The sequence below is a fragment of the Nocardioides convexus genome (assembly GCF_011090295.1).
The window spans coordinates 2,883,120-2,900,585 of sequence record NZ_JAAMYA010000001.1 but is presented as its reverse complement, the minus strand read 5'-3'; the positions used below and the strand labels follow the sequence as shown (position 1 = coordinate 2,900,585).

The window sequence follows — 17,466 nt, the reverse complement described above, 5'->3', positions numbered from 1 at the left end:
TCCTCGGACAACCTGGGCCCCACCATCTTGTGGTACCTCGTCACCCTGGTCATCGTCTTCGTCGGCGAGGCTCCTCTGCGGTGTCGGCCTGCTGGCCGCCATCCCGATCGCGCTGGTCGGCACGGCCTACACCTACAAGCGGTTGAACAACGAGCCGATCGCTGCCTGAGCGATTCGCGGCGCTCGTGCCGGGCCGGTCCCCCTGGGGGCCGGCCCGGCGTTCTTTGGCCGCTCGGGCGTAGGGGGGACCCGGCGGCCCCCCTGCGCGGGCCTCCGACAAGGCATTCCGGGCCGCTCAGGCGGCGTTCTCGGATCCGGACCTCCCCTACGACGGGTCGCTCACGTGATCTGAGGCCCTCAGCGGGCTAGAATGGGTTCCTGGCCGAGAAACCGTCTCCTGACCACCGTCTTCCGACGCGACTCGGCCTTCGCCATGCCATCGGCGTCGGCGTTCTCCCCGTTGAGCAGAAGAGGTCACCCGCGTGTCGACTGACGACCAGGCCACCCCGCAGGGCATGGAGTACGACGCCTCCGCGATCCAGGTGCTGGAGGGCCTCGAGGCCGTCCGCAAGCGCCCCGGCATGTACATCGGCTCCACCGGTGAGCGCGGTCTGCACCACCTGATCTGGGAGATCGTCGACAACGCGGTCGACGAGGCGCTGGCCGGCTACTGCGACGTGATCAAGGTGAGCCTCAACGCCGACGGCTCGGTCACCGTCGTCGACGACGGCCGCGGCATCCCGACCGACACCGCGCCGGGTCAGGAGCCTGCCCGCGGCGACGCTGGCGCTGACCGTGCTGCACGCCGGCGGCAAGTTCGGGGGCGGCGGCTACAAGGTCTCCGGCGGCCTCCACGGCGTCGGCTCCTCCGTCGTCAACGCGCTCTCCGACCGCCTGCACCTGCAGGTGAAGAACCGCGGCTACCTCTGGGAGCAGGAGTTCTCCCTCGGCGTCCCCGACTACCCGCTGCGCCAGGTCCGTGCCCTCGAGGAGGGCGAGCGCACCGGCACGACCGTGACGTGGTGGGCCTCGCCGGACATCTTCGAGACCACCGACTACACGCTCGAGACGATCTCCACCCGCTTTCGCGAGATGGCCTTCCTCAACAAGGGCCTGCGCATCGGTTCGTGGACGCGCGGCCCAAGGCCGAGGAGATCGCCGAGGCGGTCGAGGACGGCACTGCCTCCGACGTGGACGGTGTCGCCGACGCCGCGACCGAGATCCACGCGGCCGACGTCGACGGCCACAAGGCGCTGGAGCAGGTCTTCCAGTACGAGCGCGGCCCGGCCGACTACGTCGACTTCCTCAACAAGCGCAAGACGCCGATCGGCTCGATCATCGCCGCCGAGGCGGACACCGGTGAGGACGTCCCGAACCCGATGAGCCTCGAGATCGCCATGCAGTGGCAGGCCTCGTCGTACAACGAGTCGGTGCACACCTTCGCCAACACGATCAACACCCCCGAGGGCGGCACGCACGAGGAGGGCTTCCGTGCGGCGCTGACCTCGCTCGTCAACCGCTGGGGCGAGGAGTGGGGCCTGATCAAGAAGAAGGAGGACCGGCTGACCGGTGACGACATCCGCGAGGGTCTCACCGCGATCATCAGCCTCAAGATCTCCAACCCGCAGTTCGAGGGTCAGACCAAGGCCAAGCTCGGCAACACCGAGGCCAAGGGCTTCGTGCAGTCGGTCGTGAACGACCGGCTCGGTGCCTGGCTGGAGCAGAACCCGAACGAGGGCAAGGAGATCATCCGCAAGGCGCAGGCCGCGGCGACCGCCCGGATCGCGGCGCGCAAGGCCCGCGACCTGGCCCGCAACCGCAAGGGCCTGCTCGGCGGGGGAGGCCTGCCGGGCAAGTCTGCGCGACTGCAGGCTCGCGCAACCCCGAGGAGTGCGAGGTCTTCATCGTCGAGGGCGACTCGGCCGGCGGCTCCGCGGTCATGGGCCGCGACAACAACATCCAGGCGATCCTCCCGATCCGCGGAAAGATCCTCAACGTCGAGAAGGCCCGCATCGACAAGGTCCTGGCCAACCAGGAGGTCCAGGCGATCATCTCCGCGCTCGGAACGGGCGTGCAGGAGGAGTTCGACCTCGACAAGCCTGCGCTACCACAAGATCGTGCTGATGGCCGACGCCGACGTCGACGGCCACCACATCAACACGCTGCTGCTGACCCTGCTCTTCCGGTTCATGCGCCCGCTGATCGATGCCGGCCACGTCTACCTCGCCCAGCCGCCGCTGTACCGGATCAAGTGGAACAAGCCGCACGAGCACGAGTACGTCTACTCCGACTCCGAGCGTGACGCGGTGATGCGCGACGGCGTCGAGCAGGGCAAGAAGTTCGCCCAAGGAAGCGCCGATCCAGCGCTACAAGGGTCTGGGCGAGATGAACGCCGACGAGCCTGTGGGAGACCACCCTCGACCCCGACCAGCGGGTGCTGCTGCAGGTGACCCTCGAGGACGCCGCGCAGGCCGACGAGATCTTCTCGATCCTGATGGGGGAGGACGTCGAGCAGCGGCGCTCCTTCATCCAGCGCAACGCCAAGGACGTCCGATTCCTCGATATCTAGGTCTCTAACACCCGTCCTAGACATCGATAGATCGAAGCAGAGAGAGCAATCGTGACCGAGATCCAGAGCAACCTCGCCGATGGCGGCGGCAGCGGGCGCGTCCAGCCCGTCGACCTGCAGGAGTCGATGAAGCGCTCCTACATCGACTACGCGATGGCCGTCATCGTCGGCCGGGCCCTGCCCGACGTACGCGACGGGTTGAAGCCGGTGCACCGCCGGGTCCTCTACGCCATGTACGACGGCGGCTACCGCCCCGACCGTGGCTTCAACAAGTGCGCGCGCGTCGTCGGCGACGTGATGGGTAACTACCACCCGCACGGCGACTCCGCGATCTACGACACCCTCGTCCGCCTCGCCCAGCCCTGGGTGATGCGCAACCCGCTGGTCGCCGGCCAGGGCAACTTCGGCTCTCCGGGCAACGACCCTGCCGCCGCCATGCGCTACACCGAGTGCCGGATGGCGCCGCTGGCGATGGAGATGGTGCGCGACATCCACGAAGAGACCGTGGACATGGTCGCCAACTACGACGGGAAGACCGAGGAGCCGACGATCCTGCCGGCCCGGTTCCCGAACCTGCTGGTCAACGGCTCGGCCGGCATCGCGGTCGGCATGGCCACCAACATCCCGCCGCACAACCTGCGCGAGGTCGCCGAGGGCGCCGTCTGGGCGCTCGAGCACCCCGACGCCAGCCGCGAGGAGGCTGCAGGACGCGCTCATCGAGCGCGTCAAGGGCCCCGACTTCCCCAACGGCGCGCTCATCGTGGGCCGCGAGGGCATCGAGCAGGCCTACCGCACCGGCCGCGGCTCGATCACCCAGCGCGCGATCATCGAGGTCGACGAGGACAAGGCCGGTCGCACGGTCCTGGTGATCACCGACCTGCCCTACATGGTCAACCCGGACAACCTGCTGGTGAAGATCGCCGAGTCGGCCGACGCCGGCAAGGTGCAGGGCATCAGCGACGTCCGCAACGAGACGTCCTCGCGGGTGGGCCAGCGCATCGTCATCGTGCTCAAGCGCGACGCCGTCGCCCGGGTGGTCCTCAACAACCTGCTCAAGCACACCGGTTCGCAGACCAACTTCTCGGCCAACATGCTGGCGCTGGTCGACGGCGTGCCGCGGACCCTGACCATCGACCAGTTCATCAGCAACTGGGTCGAGCACCAGGTCGAGGTCATCCGGCGTCGTACCGAGTACCGGCTGCGCAAGGCCGAGGAGCGGGCCCACATCCTGCGCGGCCTGGTCAAGGCGCTCGACGCGCTCGACGACGTCATCGCGCTCATCCGGCGCTCGCCGGACGTCGCGGAGGCGCGCCAGGGCCTGATGGAGCCTGCTCGACATCGACGAGTCCGGGCCACCGCGATCCTCGACATGCAGCTGCGTTCGCTCGCGGCCCTGCAGCGGCAGAAGATCATCGACGAGTCTCGCCGACTGGGGTCTCAAGATCGCCGACTTCAAGGACATCCTCGCCAACGTCGCGCGCCAGCGCTCGATCGTGGTCGAGGAGCCTGGGCGAGATCGTCGAGAAGTACGGCGACGACCGTCGTACCCAGATCATCGCGGCCGCCGGCGACATGTCCATGGAGGACCTGATCCCCGATGAGGACCAGGTCGTCTCGATCACCCGCGGCGGCTACGCCAAGCGGACCCGCGCCGACCAGTACCGCACGCAGAAGCGCGGCGGGAAGGGCGTGCGCGGCGCCTCGCTGCGCGGCGACGACGTGGTCGAGCACTTCATCGCGACCACCTCGCACCACTGGCTGCTGTTCTTCACCACGGCCGGCCGGGTCTACCGGACCAAGGTCTACAACCTGCCCGAGGCCTCGCGCGACGCCAAGGGCGGCCACGTCGCCGGGCTGCTGTCCTTCCAGCCGGACGAGTCGATCGCCCAGGTGCTCGCGATCCGCGACTACGAGCAGGCGCCGTACCTCGTCCTGGCGACGAAGAAGGGCCTGGTCAAGAAGACCCGCCTCGGCGACTACAACAGCCCGCGCCAGGCCGGCGTCATCGCGATCAACTTCCGCGACGACGACGACGAGTCGATCGGCGCGGAGCCTGGTCAGCAGCGACGACCACATCCTGCTCGTCTCCCGCAAGGGCCAGGCGATCCGCTTCCCCGCGACCGACGACCAGCTTGCGCCCGATGGGCCGGGCGACGTCCGGCGTGACCGGGATGAAGTTCCGCGACGGCGACGCGCTGCTGTCGATGGCCGTCATCCGCGCCGAGGAGGTCGCCAACGAGGAGGCCGAGGGCGACGCCGAGGCGCCGGTCCAGTACGTCTTCTCGATCACCGACGCCGGCAAGGCCAAGCGGAGCCGGATCGCGGAGTACCGCGTGCAGTCCCGCGGCGGCATCGGCATCAAGGCGATGAAGTCTGGAGAACGAGGAGCGCGGCTCCCTCGTCGGCGCCTTCATCGTCGTCGACGGCGACGAGATCCTCTCCATCACCGCCTCCGGCCAGGTGGTCCGCTCGCCCATCAACGACGACTTCCGGCCCACCGGCCGCTCCACCCAGGGCGTCAACTTCGTCACGCCGAAGAAGGGCGACACCGTCGCCGTCGTGGCCCGCTCCGTGGAGGCCAAGGACCCCGAGGAGGAGGCGACGGAATCGCCCGATGAGGCCCCGGATGCCACAATCGGAGGAACCGCCGAGCCCGTCTCGGGTGAGGAAGGGACCACTGGGGATCCCGGGGAGAGTGAGAGCCTGATGAGCGAGCGTGTCGACGAGACGGCGATCCGTCCGCCCGTGGACGGATCGCCGAGTGGCCCCCCGGCGACCCCGCCGCAGCCGCCGTCGACCGCCCTGCCGGCCGCGCCGGCCGGTGCCCGTCCCCGCGCGCCGCGCCGCGCCCGCCTGCGCCTGACGCGCGTGGACCCCTGGTCGGTCATGAAGACCTCGTTCCTGCTCTCCATCGCCTTCGCCGTGGTCACCGTGGTCTCGGTCGCGATGGTCTGGCAGGTCCTCGGTGCCGCCGGTGTCTGGGACTCGATCAACTCCACCATCCAGGAGAGCATCGGCGGCGAGGACGTCGCCGGCTTCCGGATCGAGGACTACCTCGGCACCAGCCGCGTGCTCGGCTTCACGATGCTGGTGGCGGCCATCGACGTCGTGCTGATCACCGCGGCGGCGACCCTCGTCGCGTTCCTCTACAACATGTCCGCCGCGCTCCTGGGCGGCGTCGAGATCACCTTGGCAGAAGACAACTGAGCCCTCGTTTTGTTAGCGGCTCCGCTGCTCCGGTAAGGTCTGTCCTCGGCTTGCTGCCGCGGGGCTTCCACCCAACAACAGCAGGCCACCCGGGCCTATAAACCAGACGGTTAGAGCACCACACTGATAATGTGGGGGTCAGAGGTTCAAGTCCTCTTAGGCCCACGGAACACCCCGGCCGCGGTCACCGCGGACCGGGGTTTCTCGTTAGAAGCAAGGAGTGGAGCAGTGAAGAAGCTCGTTCTCGCGGTCCTCGCCGCCGTCGGCGTCGTCGTGGCCGGCAAGAAGCCTCCAGGAGAGCAAGGCCGAGCAGGCCCTCTGGGCCGAGGCGACCGACACCCTCCCCAAGAACTGACCACCCCGCCCGTCGTACGACGGGCTGCGGGGCCTTGGCGCAATTGGTAGCGCACCTGCTTTGCAAGCAGGGGGTTAGGGGGTTCGAGTCCCCTAGGCTCCACCAGAACAGGCTCTGACCTGCAACGGAGCATCTAGCACTAGTCGGGCTGGATGGTCTGTTACCCACATGCTTACCGTCGACGGCGTCTGAATCGTCCCAGATGCGCTGCGAGGTCCGACTTGTCACCGTCGAAGTCTTGGGCGAGATAGACCCTCAAGGTCGTGTTCGTGTCGAAGTGCCCGAGTCTGGTCAGCGATGCGACGAACGGGCACCCCCACCTCTCCGAGACGAGTCGCCACCGTACGGCGGAACGTGTGTCCAACAGCCCACGTGAACCCAGCGCCGTCGAGAACAGCACGGATGCCATCGGCTAGCGCCCGCCCACCTGGGTCTACTCGCCGCCGACGCAAGTGGGGAACTTGCGCAGACGACACGAGACAGCCTGCTCAACAGCAACGGTCCCAGGAGTGCGCCCTGCGCGAGGAAGGTCTCGATCGTTACGAAGAGCCTCTGACTTACGAGCCAACCCGGCGTGCCCGGTCTCGTGTCGGAGACCACGTCTAGGGTCTCAGCGTGCTCACCTCCCGCGAGACTCGCGAGCCTCCTCTGGCTCGCCGTCGCGGCGATCTGGATCGTGGTTGTTGCCGTGCGGTCCAAGGACATGCGATCGAGCATCACCTCGATCCTGGTCGTGGCGATCAAGCCGCCGATCTCTCTGGTCTTGCTCGGGTTCTACGCCTACATGGCGGCTCTGGTCTGGTTGGCGTCGAAGGTCGGACTGTGGAATCCAGACCTCCTGAAGGAGACGGTCAGTTGGGGTGTCGTCTCTGGTCTCGCGCTCGTCTTCACGGTGACGAAGGCCGATGACCCGGCGTTCTTCCGCAAGGCGATGCGGGAAACCTTCGCTGCCACGGTGTTGATCGAGTTCTTCTTCGGGATCGTCGGCTTCTCCCTGCCGGTGGAGATCCTGATCCAGCCGCTGCTCCTGCTGCTGGTGGGTGTCGAGATCGCTGCGAAGAAGGATCCGTCTTCGGCTCAGGTCGCAAGTTGCGTCAGCACGCTCCTCGCCATCTTCGGCTTCGTGTTCACTGCTGGTACTGCCTTCCTCATCTGGAAGGACCCGAGCGCGATCGAGTGGGACGACGAACTCCTGATCCTCGGGATGTTGGTGTGGCTCCCGTTGGGAGCGTTGCCTTACCTGTACCCGCTGACCTGGGGCATGAGCCTACGGCGTCTTGGTCCGGATGGTTCGCTGGAAACGGGATGAGCGCCCCGTCCCGATCAGCGTTCGTGCAGCGATCGTTGTTGGCTTCAACCGCCACCGCGTCGACCTGGCTCGTGCACGCTTTCACCCGGCGCTCGAACTGGCGCGGACGTCCTCTTTCCGGGATGCGCTAGCCGTGGTCAAGGAGTTCCGAACCAACTTGCCCCCCGCAGAGTCGAGAACCGAACCGGACGACTGATCAGGTCAGTTCGGATCTGATCCCGGTCAGCCCGAAGGCAGTTCCTCTTCCGACTCTTCGTTGAACCTTCCTCGGCTGAGCATGAGCGCATGAGCTCGCTGGGCGACAGGCTGGATCTTGCTAGGCCAGCCGCTGGCGATCATCTGCAAGTGATCCATTCCGGAGGTCGCTTCGAGGGCTGCGAGCATCGATGCCAGCACGTCCTCAAGGGCTGACACTTCCTCCGCGGTGTAGGTCGAGAGGGACCGCCAGGCCCTAGGAAGATCGTCATCGATGAAGTCGAAGAAGAAGTTGAAGTACTCGGTGTCGCCGACGGCCAACACACCGCGATCACCCTCGGCAACGATCTCCACGGCCTCGATCACGCGGTTCCGCAAGCGTTGGTCGATCAACCGTTGGGATACCTGGTCTGCCATGGCGCTCATGGTTGCATCCCTAGGACCTGGAAACCTGCGCAGGATGACTGCTGCTATGACGTAGCGGTAACTGTGGGCCTGGCAAAAGGGGGTCATACCCCAGTCGCGGCTTCCGGGACGCTTCGGCTTCTAATGGCGAGCGACTCCTGCGGGTGTCGCGTAGCGTCGTCCCGTGCTCGCAGATGTGCGTCAGAGCGTTTCCCTGGGAGTGAAGGAGAAGCGTGCGGCCATCGCCGTGCCTACGCCCAAGCCTGCTCCAGGGACGGCGTTCCCGCCTCGCCGTCTCCAGGCTGAACGGTCGGTCGATCTTCGAGCCTGAACCTCTGGTGCGGCACATCCCCTGCCCTCTTCAAGAAGTTGGCTGAGCCTGAGCGCGCTGACCTTGCGCTTGCCAACGATCGCCTCAGCGGGACCGTAGAGCAGATCGACGACGGTGTGCTGCGGGCGTACGGAAAGGTGCTTCCCCGCTCGGAGTACACGGCGTTGCTCCCGGAGGTGGCTCCGCAGCTGGTGGAGCCGGGCAGCCCCTCGGACTACTTCACCCACGAACAGATCGCGACGTGGGGAGTGGACCCAGCGGTCGGATCGCCAGAGAACCCGGGGACCGCGTACTACCGAACCTTCGAGTCTCCGATGCCCAACGATGGCCACCTGTACGAGTTCGTCGTCCCGATGGTCCCGCCGAGTTGGAACGACCCTGCTCGGGTCGCCGAGTACGCGGGAGCCGTCGAGCCGGGAACCGCCGTGGCGTACTCGCTGCTCGACGTGATCCAGCCAGCGATAGACGAGGGCGAGGACTACTACGAGCACTGGGTCCTGAGCCACTTCCTCTTGGACGGGCACCACAAGTTCGAGGCCGCAGCGGCAGGAGGCCGTCCGATCCGGCTGCTTGCTCTAGTCGATCAGCGGATCAGCATCGCCAGCCCGGAAGAACTTGCGGTCATGGCCAACGCTCGTGGTGGATCGCGGCAAGCGCGTGAGGGCGCAAAGTGAGTGAGTCCAAGTCCGCGATGAAGCGAACCGCTGACCCCGAGGAGGCGATGGCCTGGCTTGCGGACCTCCCGCCCGAGGGGAGTGTCACTGGTTACGACGCTGAACGCTGGCCAGTGTCAACGTGGGGTGCTTCACGCCATGCATGAGAACCGATCCCTCGAAGGGCTTGGTAGCCACGATGACCTTCACAGGCGCAGGTGGGATGCGGGCGACGTTGCTCCGCTCATCATCGGGGACGTGAACCTCGACGAGTCCACAACTGTGACCGGGACACCCCTTGGCTTCGTGGTCCACCCGGGCAGCCCGTGGGTTCGAGTGACCTGGGCTGACTATCTGGCCAGGTTCCCCGACTTCGCTGGGACGCGGGAGTATCCGCCTTGCCACCGCTGGTTTCCCAAGGGGAGCTGGCCGGCCTCCGTGTCCGCGCCTCCGGAAGGCTCCCTCGACCAAGAGAGCCTCACGGCCTTGCTGAGAGTCCTCGCGGATCACTCCGAGGCAGGAGAAGAAACGCGCTGCTACGCCTTCTACGCCTCGCTTCCAGCCGGAGGTGACTTCGACTGCACGCACCTGTGGGAAGGGCCGCTCCGTGGCGTGGAGGACTTGATCTCTGAGAAGGGCGGGCACTACGACTTCTCGCCCACGAACATCTGGCCGGCGGATCATTCTTGGTTCGTCTGGACCGACTACGACCTCCAGGGCACGAAGGTGTCGGGGGAGCCGGGACTACTCGATGCCTTGAAGTCTGATCGCGTCCTGGAGTGCGTGGACTGGCAGCCAGAGGCGACCGATCGGGAGCGGACGTGAGAAGAGACGCCCCCGTTCCGGTTGCCCGGGAACTACTGGTCGGTGTGCGGAGACTCCCTGGTCGTGGCCGGCTCCGTAAGAAGAGGTACGAGCTTCGGTTCCGTGACGGTGGCTCGGCGTGCTGCGACATCACGAGACTCGACACCATGCTTGACGCGAGGCGTTGGCCAGCCGACTCCTCGGCTGTCCTGGCCGAGGTAGATCGGGTCTGTGAGGGCAGGGACGACTGGACGATCATCGACTGGCCGACGGGGCAGTCGTTGCAGGGCGATCGCTCAGAGGCAGGTATCGAGTCCCTCCGACATCGCAAGGGCTGGATCGATTCCTCTCCTGGGTACAAGGTGCGAGCGACGGGACGCGCAGGGCTCGACTACGTCGACTCGGACGGCGACCTGCACATCGACTCGGAGATGATGGCCGTCCCAGCCGTCGTCATCTATCGAGAGTCCATCCCAGATCACCGCAGCCGGGCCCTGGAGCGAGTCACCCGAGCCGTGGCTCTGGGCTGGCCTCGACGTGGACGTCATCCCCCGCTCCAGACTTTCAGACGATGGTCGCTCGGGCTGAGCCGCCAAGGTGCGCTCAGATCAGTGTCGTGACCTGCACGGTTACCCGTGCAAGTCGTTATCGACCGTGTCGGTCGATGTGGGGTCATGCGACTCACGGGCCGCGATCTATGCGCGTCCACGCTCAGGCTGTGGTGGTCGATGATCTGCCATGGTTCGGGATGTTGAGCCCGCGAGAGATGCAGGGGGTTAGGGGTTCGAGTCCCCTAGGCTCCACCGACAGACCCACGGCCGTAGGCCGACGGCTTCCTGTCCGTCAGTCTTCCGTTCGTCCAGCCACGTTCGCGCTCAGGTGCTCGAGGCTGTCCTTCAACGTCGCGAACTCACCCGGCTCCAGCGCCATGACCTCGGCGATCGAGTCCGGGATGCTCACGGCCTTCGTGCGCAGGTCCATCCCGGCGTCGGTGAGGGTGACGTGGACGGTGCGCTCGTCCGCGGTGCTGCGGGTCCGGGCGACGAGGCCGGCGGCCTCGAGGCGCTTCACCAGGGGAGTGACGGTGCCGTAGTCCAGGCCGAGGCGGGTGCTGAGACTCGCCCATGGTGAGGGGCGCCGACTCCCAGAGGGCCAGCATCGCGACGTACTGCGAGTAGGTGAGGCCGAGCGCGTCGAGGATCGGGCGGTAGGCGGCGGTGACGAGCCGCTGGGCGGTGTAGAGCGAGAAGCACAGCCTGCTCGCCGAGGTCGAGGCTGTGCTTCGGCGTGGCCATGGCTCAAGGGTAGGGCGCAACTACCTTGCGTGAAAGGTTTTCGCCTATAAGCATTGCGCGCAAGGTACTGGCGACGTAATATCTTGTGCACAAGGTAATTCGCCTTGGTCGTTCCCCCCGACAACCACAGGAGCCTGCTGCCATGACCGCCAACCCGAAGAACATCGCGCTGGAGCCGGCCGCCCAGGCATTCGTCGAGGCCACCAGCCAGCCGCCCTTCCTCTACCAGCCGCCCCCCGCCGAGGGCCGCGCCGCCGTCGACGGCGTCCAGGACGACCCGATCTTCAAGCCGGAGGTCGACGAGGAGTGGACCGAGGTGCCCGGCGGGCCGACCGGCACCGTGCAGGTCCGCATCGTCAAGCCGCAGGGCGCGACCGGCGACCTCCCCGTCATCCTCTACGTCCACGGCGCGGGCTGGGTGTTCGGGGACGCGCACACCCACGACCGGCTGGTGCGCGACCTCGCGGTCGGCGTCGGCGCCGCCGTCGTGTTCCCGGAGTACGACCGGGCGCCCGAGTATCAGTACCCCCACCAGATCGAGCAGGCGTACGCCGTCGCGCAGTGGGTCACGCAGCACGGCGCCGACAAGGGGCTGGACGGCGGCCGGATCGCGGTGGCCGGCGACTCGGTCGGCGGCAACATGAGCGCCGCGCTGACGTTGCTGGCCAAGGAGCGAGGCGACGTCGCGTTCCGCTTCCAGGTGCTCTTCTACCCCGTCACCGACGCCGCGTTCGACACGCAGAGCCTACCACGACTTCGCGGAGGGCTACTTCCTCGCTCGCGACGGGATGAAGTGGTTCTGGGACCAGTACACGACCGACCCCGCTCAGCGCGCCGAGATCACGGCCTCGCCGCTGCGCGCCACCACCGAGGACCTCACCGGCCTGCCGCCGGCGCTGGTCATCACCGCCGAGGCCGACGTGCTGCGCGACGAGGGTGAGGCGTACGCCGCGAACCTGCGCCGGGCGGGCGTCGACGTGACCGCGACCCGCTACCTCGGCATCGTCCACGACTTCGTGATGGTCAACAGCCTGCACGAGACCGCCGCGGCGAAGGCCGCGATCGCGCAGGCGGTCGGCGCGCTCCGGGGCGCGCTCGCCGAGTAGTCCCCGGCGCGGAGGAGCCCCGGGCCCGTGGCCCGGGGCTATCCTGCGTCGTGCTCCGAGGACTCCCCACCGTCGTACGACGACTGACGCCGGGCGCGGCGGCGGTCCTCCTGCTCGCCGCCTGCACGACGAAGCCCGGCGCCGCCGCGCCCCAGGAGCGACCCGCGCCGGAGTGCGTGACCGGCACGCTGCAGTACACCTGGGACAGCGCCGAGGACGGCGACGAGGACGGCGGCCCGGTCCCGATCACCGGCCCGGTCCGCGCGTCCGACTGGGAGCCTGTGGCCGGCGGGGCAGGCGGAGGAGCCGCTGGCGACGGGGATCACCGACGACGAGGGGCGCTTCGACGCCTGTGTCGACGGCGACCTGCCGGCCGGTGCGATCCTGCGCTTCCCGGCGTCCTCGCGCGGGCTGTGGCAGGTGGTCGACGACGTGGGCGGCCGGGTGCACACGTTCAGCGTCGACGTCACCGGCGAGGACATGGGCACGGTCGCCGTTCCGCCCAAGGACGCGGGAGCGTGGAAGATCGTCGACACCGCCGGCGAGCCTGTACGCCGATCGCGGCACCGGCTCGCCCTGCTGGACCGCGCGGGAGACGAGCGCCGCGGACTGCTCGACGCTCAGGCCTTCGTGTGGGCGGCCGGCCGCAAGGACGGCGGCTACTTCGACATTGGCGAGAGCAACTCCCCGATCCTGGCCGGCGAGGACGCCGCCTCGCGGCACACCATCGTCCACGAGGCCGGGCACTGGTGGCAGTGGCGAGCTCTACGGCGAGCACTTCCCGGCGGTGCAGAACTGCACCCCGCACTTCATCGACAAGGTCACCTCGCGCAGCCTGCGCGTGGACCGAGGGCTTCGCGGACGCCGTCGCGGCGTACGTCCTGGGCGACGACGTCTACGTCCACGACGACGGCCTGGTCCAGTCCTTCGCCTCCACCCCCGACCTGCCGGTGGCCGACGGCGACGCCGTCGAGGGCAACGTCGCCGCGTCCCTGCTCGGGCTGTGGGAGCTCGACGGCGGGTGGGAGGACGACCTCGCGCTGATGACCCGCGAGCCGAGCGGGGACTTCGCGGAGTACGTCACCGAGGACCGCCCGGCCGCGGGGCTGCCCCTGGACGCCGACGTACGCGCGCTGCTGGGCGAGCACACCATCGACTACTGACGTTCACGGCTCGCCCCTGTTTGATGTCGGCGCCGCGGCCTACTGTCGGGTCATGACCACCGCGCAGTGGACGGCCGATGCCCTCCTGACCCGCTACGACGAGGTCAGGTCCCACACGGAGCGGCTCGCTGCGCCGTTGTCGCCGGAGGACCAGACCGTGCAGTCCATGCCGGACGTGTCGCCGACGAAGTGGCACCGGGCGCACGTGACGTGGTTCTTCGAGACCTTCCTGCTGGCCGAGAACGAGGCGGGCTTCGCGCCGTACCAGGACCGGTACTGGTTCCTCTTCAACTCCTACTACGAGGCGGTCGGCCCGCGCTACGCCCGCGCCGAGCGCGGGGTGATCAGCCGCCCGGGCGCGCACGACGTGGGGCTCTACCGCGCCAACGTCGACGAGCGGGTCAAGACACTGCTCGACAGCCTCGACCAGGGCTCGATCGACAAGCCTGGCGGGCACGATCGGTCTCGGCTTCCACCACGAGCAGCAGCACCAGGAGCCTGCTGCTGATGGACATCAAGCACGTGCTCTCGCTCAACCCCCTGCAGCCGGTGTACGCCGGGCGCCCGGCTCCGGCCTCGACCCCGGACGAGCCTGGGCTGGGTCGAGGTCGCCGGCGGGCTGGTCGAGATCGGCCACCGCGACGCCGGCTTCTGCTTCGACAACGAGCTCCCGCTGCACCAGACCTGGCTGGAGCCCTACCGCCTGGCGGACCGCCTGGTGACCAACGGCGAGTGGCTGGAGTTCATGGCCGACGGCGGCTACCGGCGCGCCGAGTTCGTGGCTCTCCGACGGGTGGGGCCGGGTCAACGGCGAGCAGTGGGAGGCGCCGTTCTACTGGCAGCAGGTCGACGGGGTGTGGTTCGAGCACACCCTGCACGGCACCTTCCCGGTCGACCCGGGGGTGCCGGTGAGCCACGTGAGCCACTACGAGGCCGACGCCTACGCGACCTGGGCGGGCAAGCGGCTGCCCACCGAGGCGGAGTGGGAGCACGCCGTCCGTCGCGACGCCGGCGAGGAGACGCCGGGCAACCTCGCCGACACCGAGACCTTCCACCCGCGCGCCGCGGGTGAGAGCACGGGCCGGTTGCGCCAGGTCTTCGGCGACTGCTGGGAGTGGACCTCCTCGGCGTACCTGCCCTACCCCGGCTTCCACCCGGCGGCGGGCGCGATCGGGGAGTACAACGGCAAGTTCATGTCGAACCAGATGGTGCTGCGCGGCGGCTGCGCGCTCACCCCGGCCGGCCACGCACGGGCCGGCTACCGCAACTTCTTCCCACCGGGCGCACGGTGGGCACTGTCCGGCTGCGCCTGGCCGACGGAGGGGAGCCCCGATGAGCGCGCGACGCGAGCCCGAGATGACCGTGCTGCTGGACCCCGACTGGGCCAGCGGCAGCCTCGTCGACGACGTACGACGCGGCCTGACTAGGCACCCGCGCACCCTCCCGCCGCGCTGGCTCTACGACGACCACGGCTCGCGGCTCTTCGACGAGATCACCCGGCTGCCGGAGTACTACCCCTTCGCGGCCGAGCGCTCGATCCTCGAGGCGCACGCCGACGAGATCGTCGCGGCGAGCGGTGCGACCACGCTGGTCGAGCTCGGGAGCGGGACCAGCGAGAAGACCCGGCTGCTGCTGGACGCCTTCACCGGTGCCGGCCGGCTGGAGCGGTTCGCGCCGGTCGACGTCTCCGAGGGCACCTTGCGCGAGGCGGCGGACCAGATCGCCACGGCCTACCCCGGCCTGGAGGTCGTCGCGGTCGTCGGCGACTTCACCCTGCACCTGGCCCAGCCTGCCGCAGGGCGGGCGGCGGATGGTGGCCTTCCTCGGCGGCACCATCGGCAACCTCTACCTCGAGGAGCGCAAGGCCTTCCTCGGCGCGCTCGGCGACCTGCTGCAGCCCGGCGACTCGGTGCTGCTGGGCACCGACCTGGTCAAGAGCGCCGACCGGCTGATCGCGGCCTACGACGACAGCCAGGGCGTGACGGAGGCGTTCATCCGCAACTCCCTCACGGTCGTCAACCGTGAGACTCGGGGCGGACTTCGACCAGGACGCCTTCTCCTACATCCCGTTCTGGGACGGCCACATGGAGCGGATGGACATGCGGCTGCGCGCGGAGGTCCCGCAGCGGGTCAGTGTGCCGGGTGCCGACCTGGTGCTGGAGCCTGGCCGTCGGCGAGGAGCCTGCGGGTGGAGATCTCCACCAAGTTCCGCGTCAGCCGGATCGCCGCCGAGCTCGAGGCCGCCGGCCTCGCGGTCGCGCGGGTGTGGACCGACGAGCCGGGCGACTTCGCGCTCACTCTTGCGGTCAAGCCCTGATCCGACCGGAAAATCTGCGCCGAGGGGCTGGACGCATCGTCTCCGAGCAGGCAGGGTCGAAGGGCCGGGCTGCGGCCCGGTCTATCTACTCGGAGGTATTCCACGTGAAGAGAACGCTGACGATCGTTGCGTCAGGACTGACCGCCGCGGCACTGCTCGTGCCGACGGCCAGCAGCACGGCGGCTCCCGCCGACCGTGCCCCCGGGGGACGCACGGCCGGCGTGCCGTCGTACACACCTCCGGCGCCGGTGTGGGGCGAGTGCCCCACCGCACGGCTCAGGGCTGCCGGCGCCCAGTGCGCCAACCTCGAGGTCCCGCTCGACTACGCGCGGCCGAACGGCAAGAAGATCCAGATCGCGGTGAGCCGCAAAGCTGCACACCGACCCCGACTACAAGGGCATGATCGCGGTCAACCCCGGTGGTCCCGGCGGCTCCGGCCTCGCCTACGCCACGCTCGGCGGCGCGATCCCGAACGGCGTGGGCGCGAAGTTCGACTGGTACGGCTTCGACCCGCGCGGCGTCGGTCGCAGCACGCCGTCGCTGCGTTGCGACCCGGACTACCCGGGCGCGGGCTACGACCGCCCGAACTACGTCCCGACCCGGGCCGCGGACCTGCGCTGGTGGCGCCAGACCACCAGTGACTACTCCCGCGCCTGCGCGAAGGCCGACGCCAAGGGGCTCCTGCCGCACCTGCGCACGACCGACGTCGCCCGCGACCTCGACAGCCTGCGCAAGGCCGCCGGCCAGGAGAAGGCTCAACTACTACGGCTTCTCCTACGGCACCTACCTCGGCCAGGTCTACGCGACCCTGTTCCCGAAGCAGGTCGGCCGGTTCGTGTGGGACGGCGTGCTCAACGCCAAGAACGCCTTCTACCAGGCCAACCTCGACCAGGACATCCAGTTCGACAAGAACCTGGACACCTACTGGAAGTGGGTCGCCGACCACGACGCGCACTTCGGCCTCGGCACCGACTGGCGCGCCATCAAGCGCGGCTACTACCGCCTGCGGGCGCAAACTCGACCGCAACCCGGCCGCCGACGGCAAAGCTCGGCCCGGACGAGCTCGACGACGTGATGCTCAGCGCCGGCTACTACGTCTACGACTGGGTCGCGCTCGGCGACGCCTACGCCAAGCCTGGTCAAGACCGGCGACGGCAGCGACGTGCTCGCCAGCCTACGGCGGGCCCGGAGACGACAACGGCTTCGCGATCTACAACGGCGTGCAGTGCACGGACGCGAAGTGGCCGGGCTGGAAGCGCACCCAGGCCGACTCGTGGCGCATCCACCTCAAGCACCCCTTCCTGACCTGGGGGAACACCTGGTACAACGCGCCCTGCCTGAACTGGCCGGCCGCGTCGCAGCAGGCGGTGCGCGTCGACGGGTCGCGGATCTCGACGAAGATCCTGCTCATCGCCGAGACGAACGACGCCGCGACCGTCTACTCGGGGGCGCTGGCCACCCGCAAGGCGTTCCCGTCGTCGTACCTCATCGAGGGCGTGGGGGGCACCACCCACTCGGGCTCGCTGTCGGGCATCGACTGCACCGACAACACCATCGCGACCTACCTCGACACCGGTGCGCTGCCGGCCCGCAAGCCCGGCAACCGCAGCGACCAGCAGTGTGACCCGGTGCCGGCTCCCGAGCCGGCCGCCGCTGCGGGGCTGCGTGCCCGCAAGGCGACGGGCGGCAGCCCGGACCGGATGCCGGCCGACCTGCGTGCGGGTCTGCAGGAGGCCCAGGCGATCGGGCGCTGAGCC

General features: G+C 68.6%; 16 protein-coding genes, 2 tRNA genes and 6 pseudogenes. 21 read left to right on the top strand and 3 right to left on the bottom strand.

Translation table 11 applies throughout. The features are described 5' to 3' along the window. Positions 1-515 precede the first annotated feature (515 nt). The 8 genes and pseudogenes from G5V59_RS37375 to G5V59_RS21790 form a co-directional block, all read left to right on the top strand. A pseudogene (locus G5V59_RS37375) lies at positions 516-1,122 on the top strand (ATP-binding protein); the annotation flags it as partial. A gap of 107 nt (positions 1,123-1,229) precedes the next feature. Next, positions 1,230-2,569: pseudogene (locus G5V59_RS21820) on the top strand (toprim domain-containing protein); the annotation flags it as partial. A 126-nt stretch (positions 2,570-2,695) separates the two neighbouring features. After that, positions 2,696-5,146, top strand: a pseudogene (gene gyrA / locus G5V59_RS21815) (DNA gyrase subunit A); the annotation flags it as partial. Then, a complete protein-coding gene (locus G5V59_RS21810; RefSeq protein WP_341351280.1) occupies positions 5,141-5,776 on the top strand; it encodes a DUF3566 domain-containing protein in 636 nt (211 codons plus the stop codon). The pseudogene gyrA and the gene G5V59_RS21810, both read left to right, overlap by 6 nt. Positions 5,777-5,867: 91 nt before the next feature. Next, positions 5,868-5,941: transfer RNA gene (locus G5V59_RS21805), tRNA-OTHER, on the top strand. A 63-nt stretch (positions 5,942-6,004) separates the two neighbouring features. Further along, entirely contained in the window at positions 6,005-6,181 is a 177-nt protein-coding gene (locus tag G5V59_RS21800) for a hypothetical protein (protein ID WP_278257855.1), read from the top strand. After that, positions 6,160-6,236, top strand: a tRNA-Ala gene (locus G5V59_RS21795). Before G5V59_RS21800 ends, G5V59_RS21795 begins: the two co-directional genes overlap by 22 nt. Positions 6,237-6,819: 583 nt before the next feature. After that, on the top strand, positions 6,820-7,440 hold the full coding sequence (locus G5V59_RS21790) for a hypothetical protein (RefSeq protein ID WP_278257854.1): 621 nt from the start codon (positions 6,820-6,822) through the stop codon (positions 7,438-7,440). Positions 7,441-7,662: 222 nt separating this feature from the next. On the opposite strand, the gene G5V59_RS21785 is transcribed toward G5V59_RS21790, so the two are convergent. Next, on the bottom strand, positions 7,663-8,061 hold the full coding sequence (locus tag G5V59_RS21785) for a hypothetical protein (protein WP_278257853.1): 399 nt from the start codon (positions 8,059-8,061) through the stop codon (positions 7,663-7,665). 348 nt (positions 8,062-8,409) lie between these two features. On the opposite strand from G5V59_RS21785, the gene G5V59_RS21780 reads away from it, so the two are divergent. Beyond that, a complete protein-coding gene (locus G5V59_RS21780; RefSeq protein ID WP_278257852.1) occupies positions 8,410-9,045 on the top strand; it encodes a hypothetical protein in 636 nt (211 codons plus the stop codon). Between the two features lie 237 nt (positions 9,046-9,282). Continuing rightward, positions 9,283-9,849 carry a hypothetical protein gene (locus G5V59_RS21775; protein ID WP_278257851.1) on the top strand — a complete coding sequence of 189 codons (567 nt, stop codon included), beginning with the start codon at positions 9,283-9,285 and terminating at the stop codon, positions 9,847-9,849. Between the two features lie 822 nt (positions 9,850-10,671). Here the strand turns inward: G5V59_RS21775 and G5V59_RS21770 are convergent. Then, positions 10,672-10,926 carry a MarR family transcriptional regulator gene (locus G5V59_RS21770; protein WP_278259986.1) on the bottom strand — a complete coding sequence of 85 codons (255 nt, stop codon included), beginning with the start codon at positions 10,924-10,926 and terminating at the stop codon, positions 10,672-10,674. Next, positions 10,896-11,123: a hypothetical protein gene (locus G5V59_RS21765; RefSeq protein ID WP_278260331.1), complete on the bottom strand. Its 228-nt coding sequence runs from the start codon at positions 11,121-11,123 to the stop codon at positions 10,896-10,898. The genes G5V59_RS21770 and G5V59_RS21765 overlap by 31 nt, the downstream gene beginning before the upstream one ends. A gap of 142 nt (positions 11,124-11,265) precedes the next feature. Here G5V59_RS21765 and G5V59_RS21760 point away from each other — a divergent pair. From G5V59_RS21760 to G5V59_RS21710, 11 genes and pseudogenes are all read left to right on the top strand, one after another. Beyond that, a pseudogene (locus G5V59_RS21760) lies at positions 11,266-11,808 on the top strand (alpha/beta hydrolase fold domain-containing protein); the annotation flags it as partial. Between the two features lie 103 nt (positions 11,809-11,911). After that, positions 11,912-12,229, top strand: coding sequence for an alpha/beta hydrolase fold domain-containing protein (locus G5V59_RS21755; RefSeq protein ID WP_278257850.1), 318 nt, complete (start codon positions 11,912-11,914; stop codon positions 12,227-12,229). Positions 12,230-12,279: 50 nt separating this feature from the next. Further along, positions 12,280-13,392 carry a hypothetical protein gene (locus G5V59_RS21750; RefSeq protein ID WP_278257849.1) on the top strand — a complete coding sequence of 371 codons (1,113 nt, stop codon included), beginning with the start codon at positions 12,280-12,282 and terminating at the stop codon, positions 13,390-13,392. Between the two features lie 52 nt (positions 13,393-13,444). Continuing rightward, positions 13,445-13,900 carry a DinB family protein gene (locus G5V59_RS21745; protein ID WP_278257848.1) on the top strand — a complete coding sequence of 152 codons (456 nt, stop codon included), beginning with the start codon at positions 13,445-13,447 and terminating at the stop codon, positions 13,898-13,900. An 84-nt stretch (positions 13,901-13,984) separates the two neighbouring features. After that, positions 13,985-14,116, top strand: a pseudogene (locus G5V59_RS37370) (ergothioneine biosynthesis protein EgtB); the annotation flags it as partial. A 130-nt stretch (positions 14,117-14,246) separates the two neighbouring features. Then, entirely contained in the window at positions 14,247-14,819 is a 573-nt protein-coding gene (locus tag G5V59_RS21735; protein ID WP_278257847.1) for an SUMF1/EgtB/PvdO family nonheme iron enzyme, read from the top strand. Next, positions 14,725-15,123, top strand: a pseudogene (locus G5V59_RS21730) (L-histidine N(alpha)-methyltransferase); the annotation flags it as partial. The gene G5V59_RS21735 and the pseudogene G5V59_RS21730, both read left to right, overlap by 95 nt. 79 nt (positions 15,124-15,202) lie before the next feature. Then, entirely contained in the window at positions 15,203-15,709 is a 507-nt protein-coding gene (locus G5V59_RS21725; RefSeq protein WP_278257846.1) for an L-histidine N(alpha)-methyltransferase, read from the top strand. A gap of 259 nt (positions 15,710-15,968) precedes the next feature. Beyond that, positions 15,969-16,112, top strand: coding sequence for a hypothetical protein (locus G5V59_RS21720; protein ID WP_278257845.1), 144 nt, complete (start codon positions 15,969-15,971; stop codon positions 16,110-16,112). Continuing rightward, a complete protein-coding gene (locus G5V59_RS21715; protein WP_278257844.1) occupies positions 16,109-17,014 on the top strand; it encodes an alpha/beta fold hydrolase in 906 nt (301 codons plus the stop codon). The genes G5V59_RS21720 and G5V59_RS21715 overlap by 4 nt, the downstream gene beginning before the upstream one ends. Continuing rightward, positions 16,930-17,463 (top strand): alpha/beta hydrolase, encoded by a 534-nt coding sequence (locus G5V59_RS21710; RefSeq protein ID WP_278257843.1) that lies wholly within the window; start codon positions 16,930-16,932, stop codon positions 17,461-17,463. Before G5V59_RS21715 ends, G5V59_RS21710 begins: the two co-directional genes overlap by 85 nt. Positions 17,464-17,466: the final 3 nt, after the last annotated feature.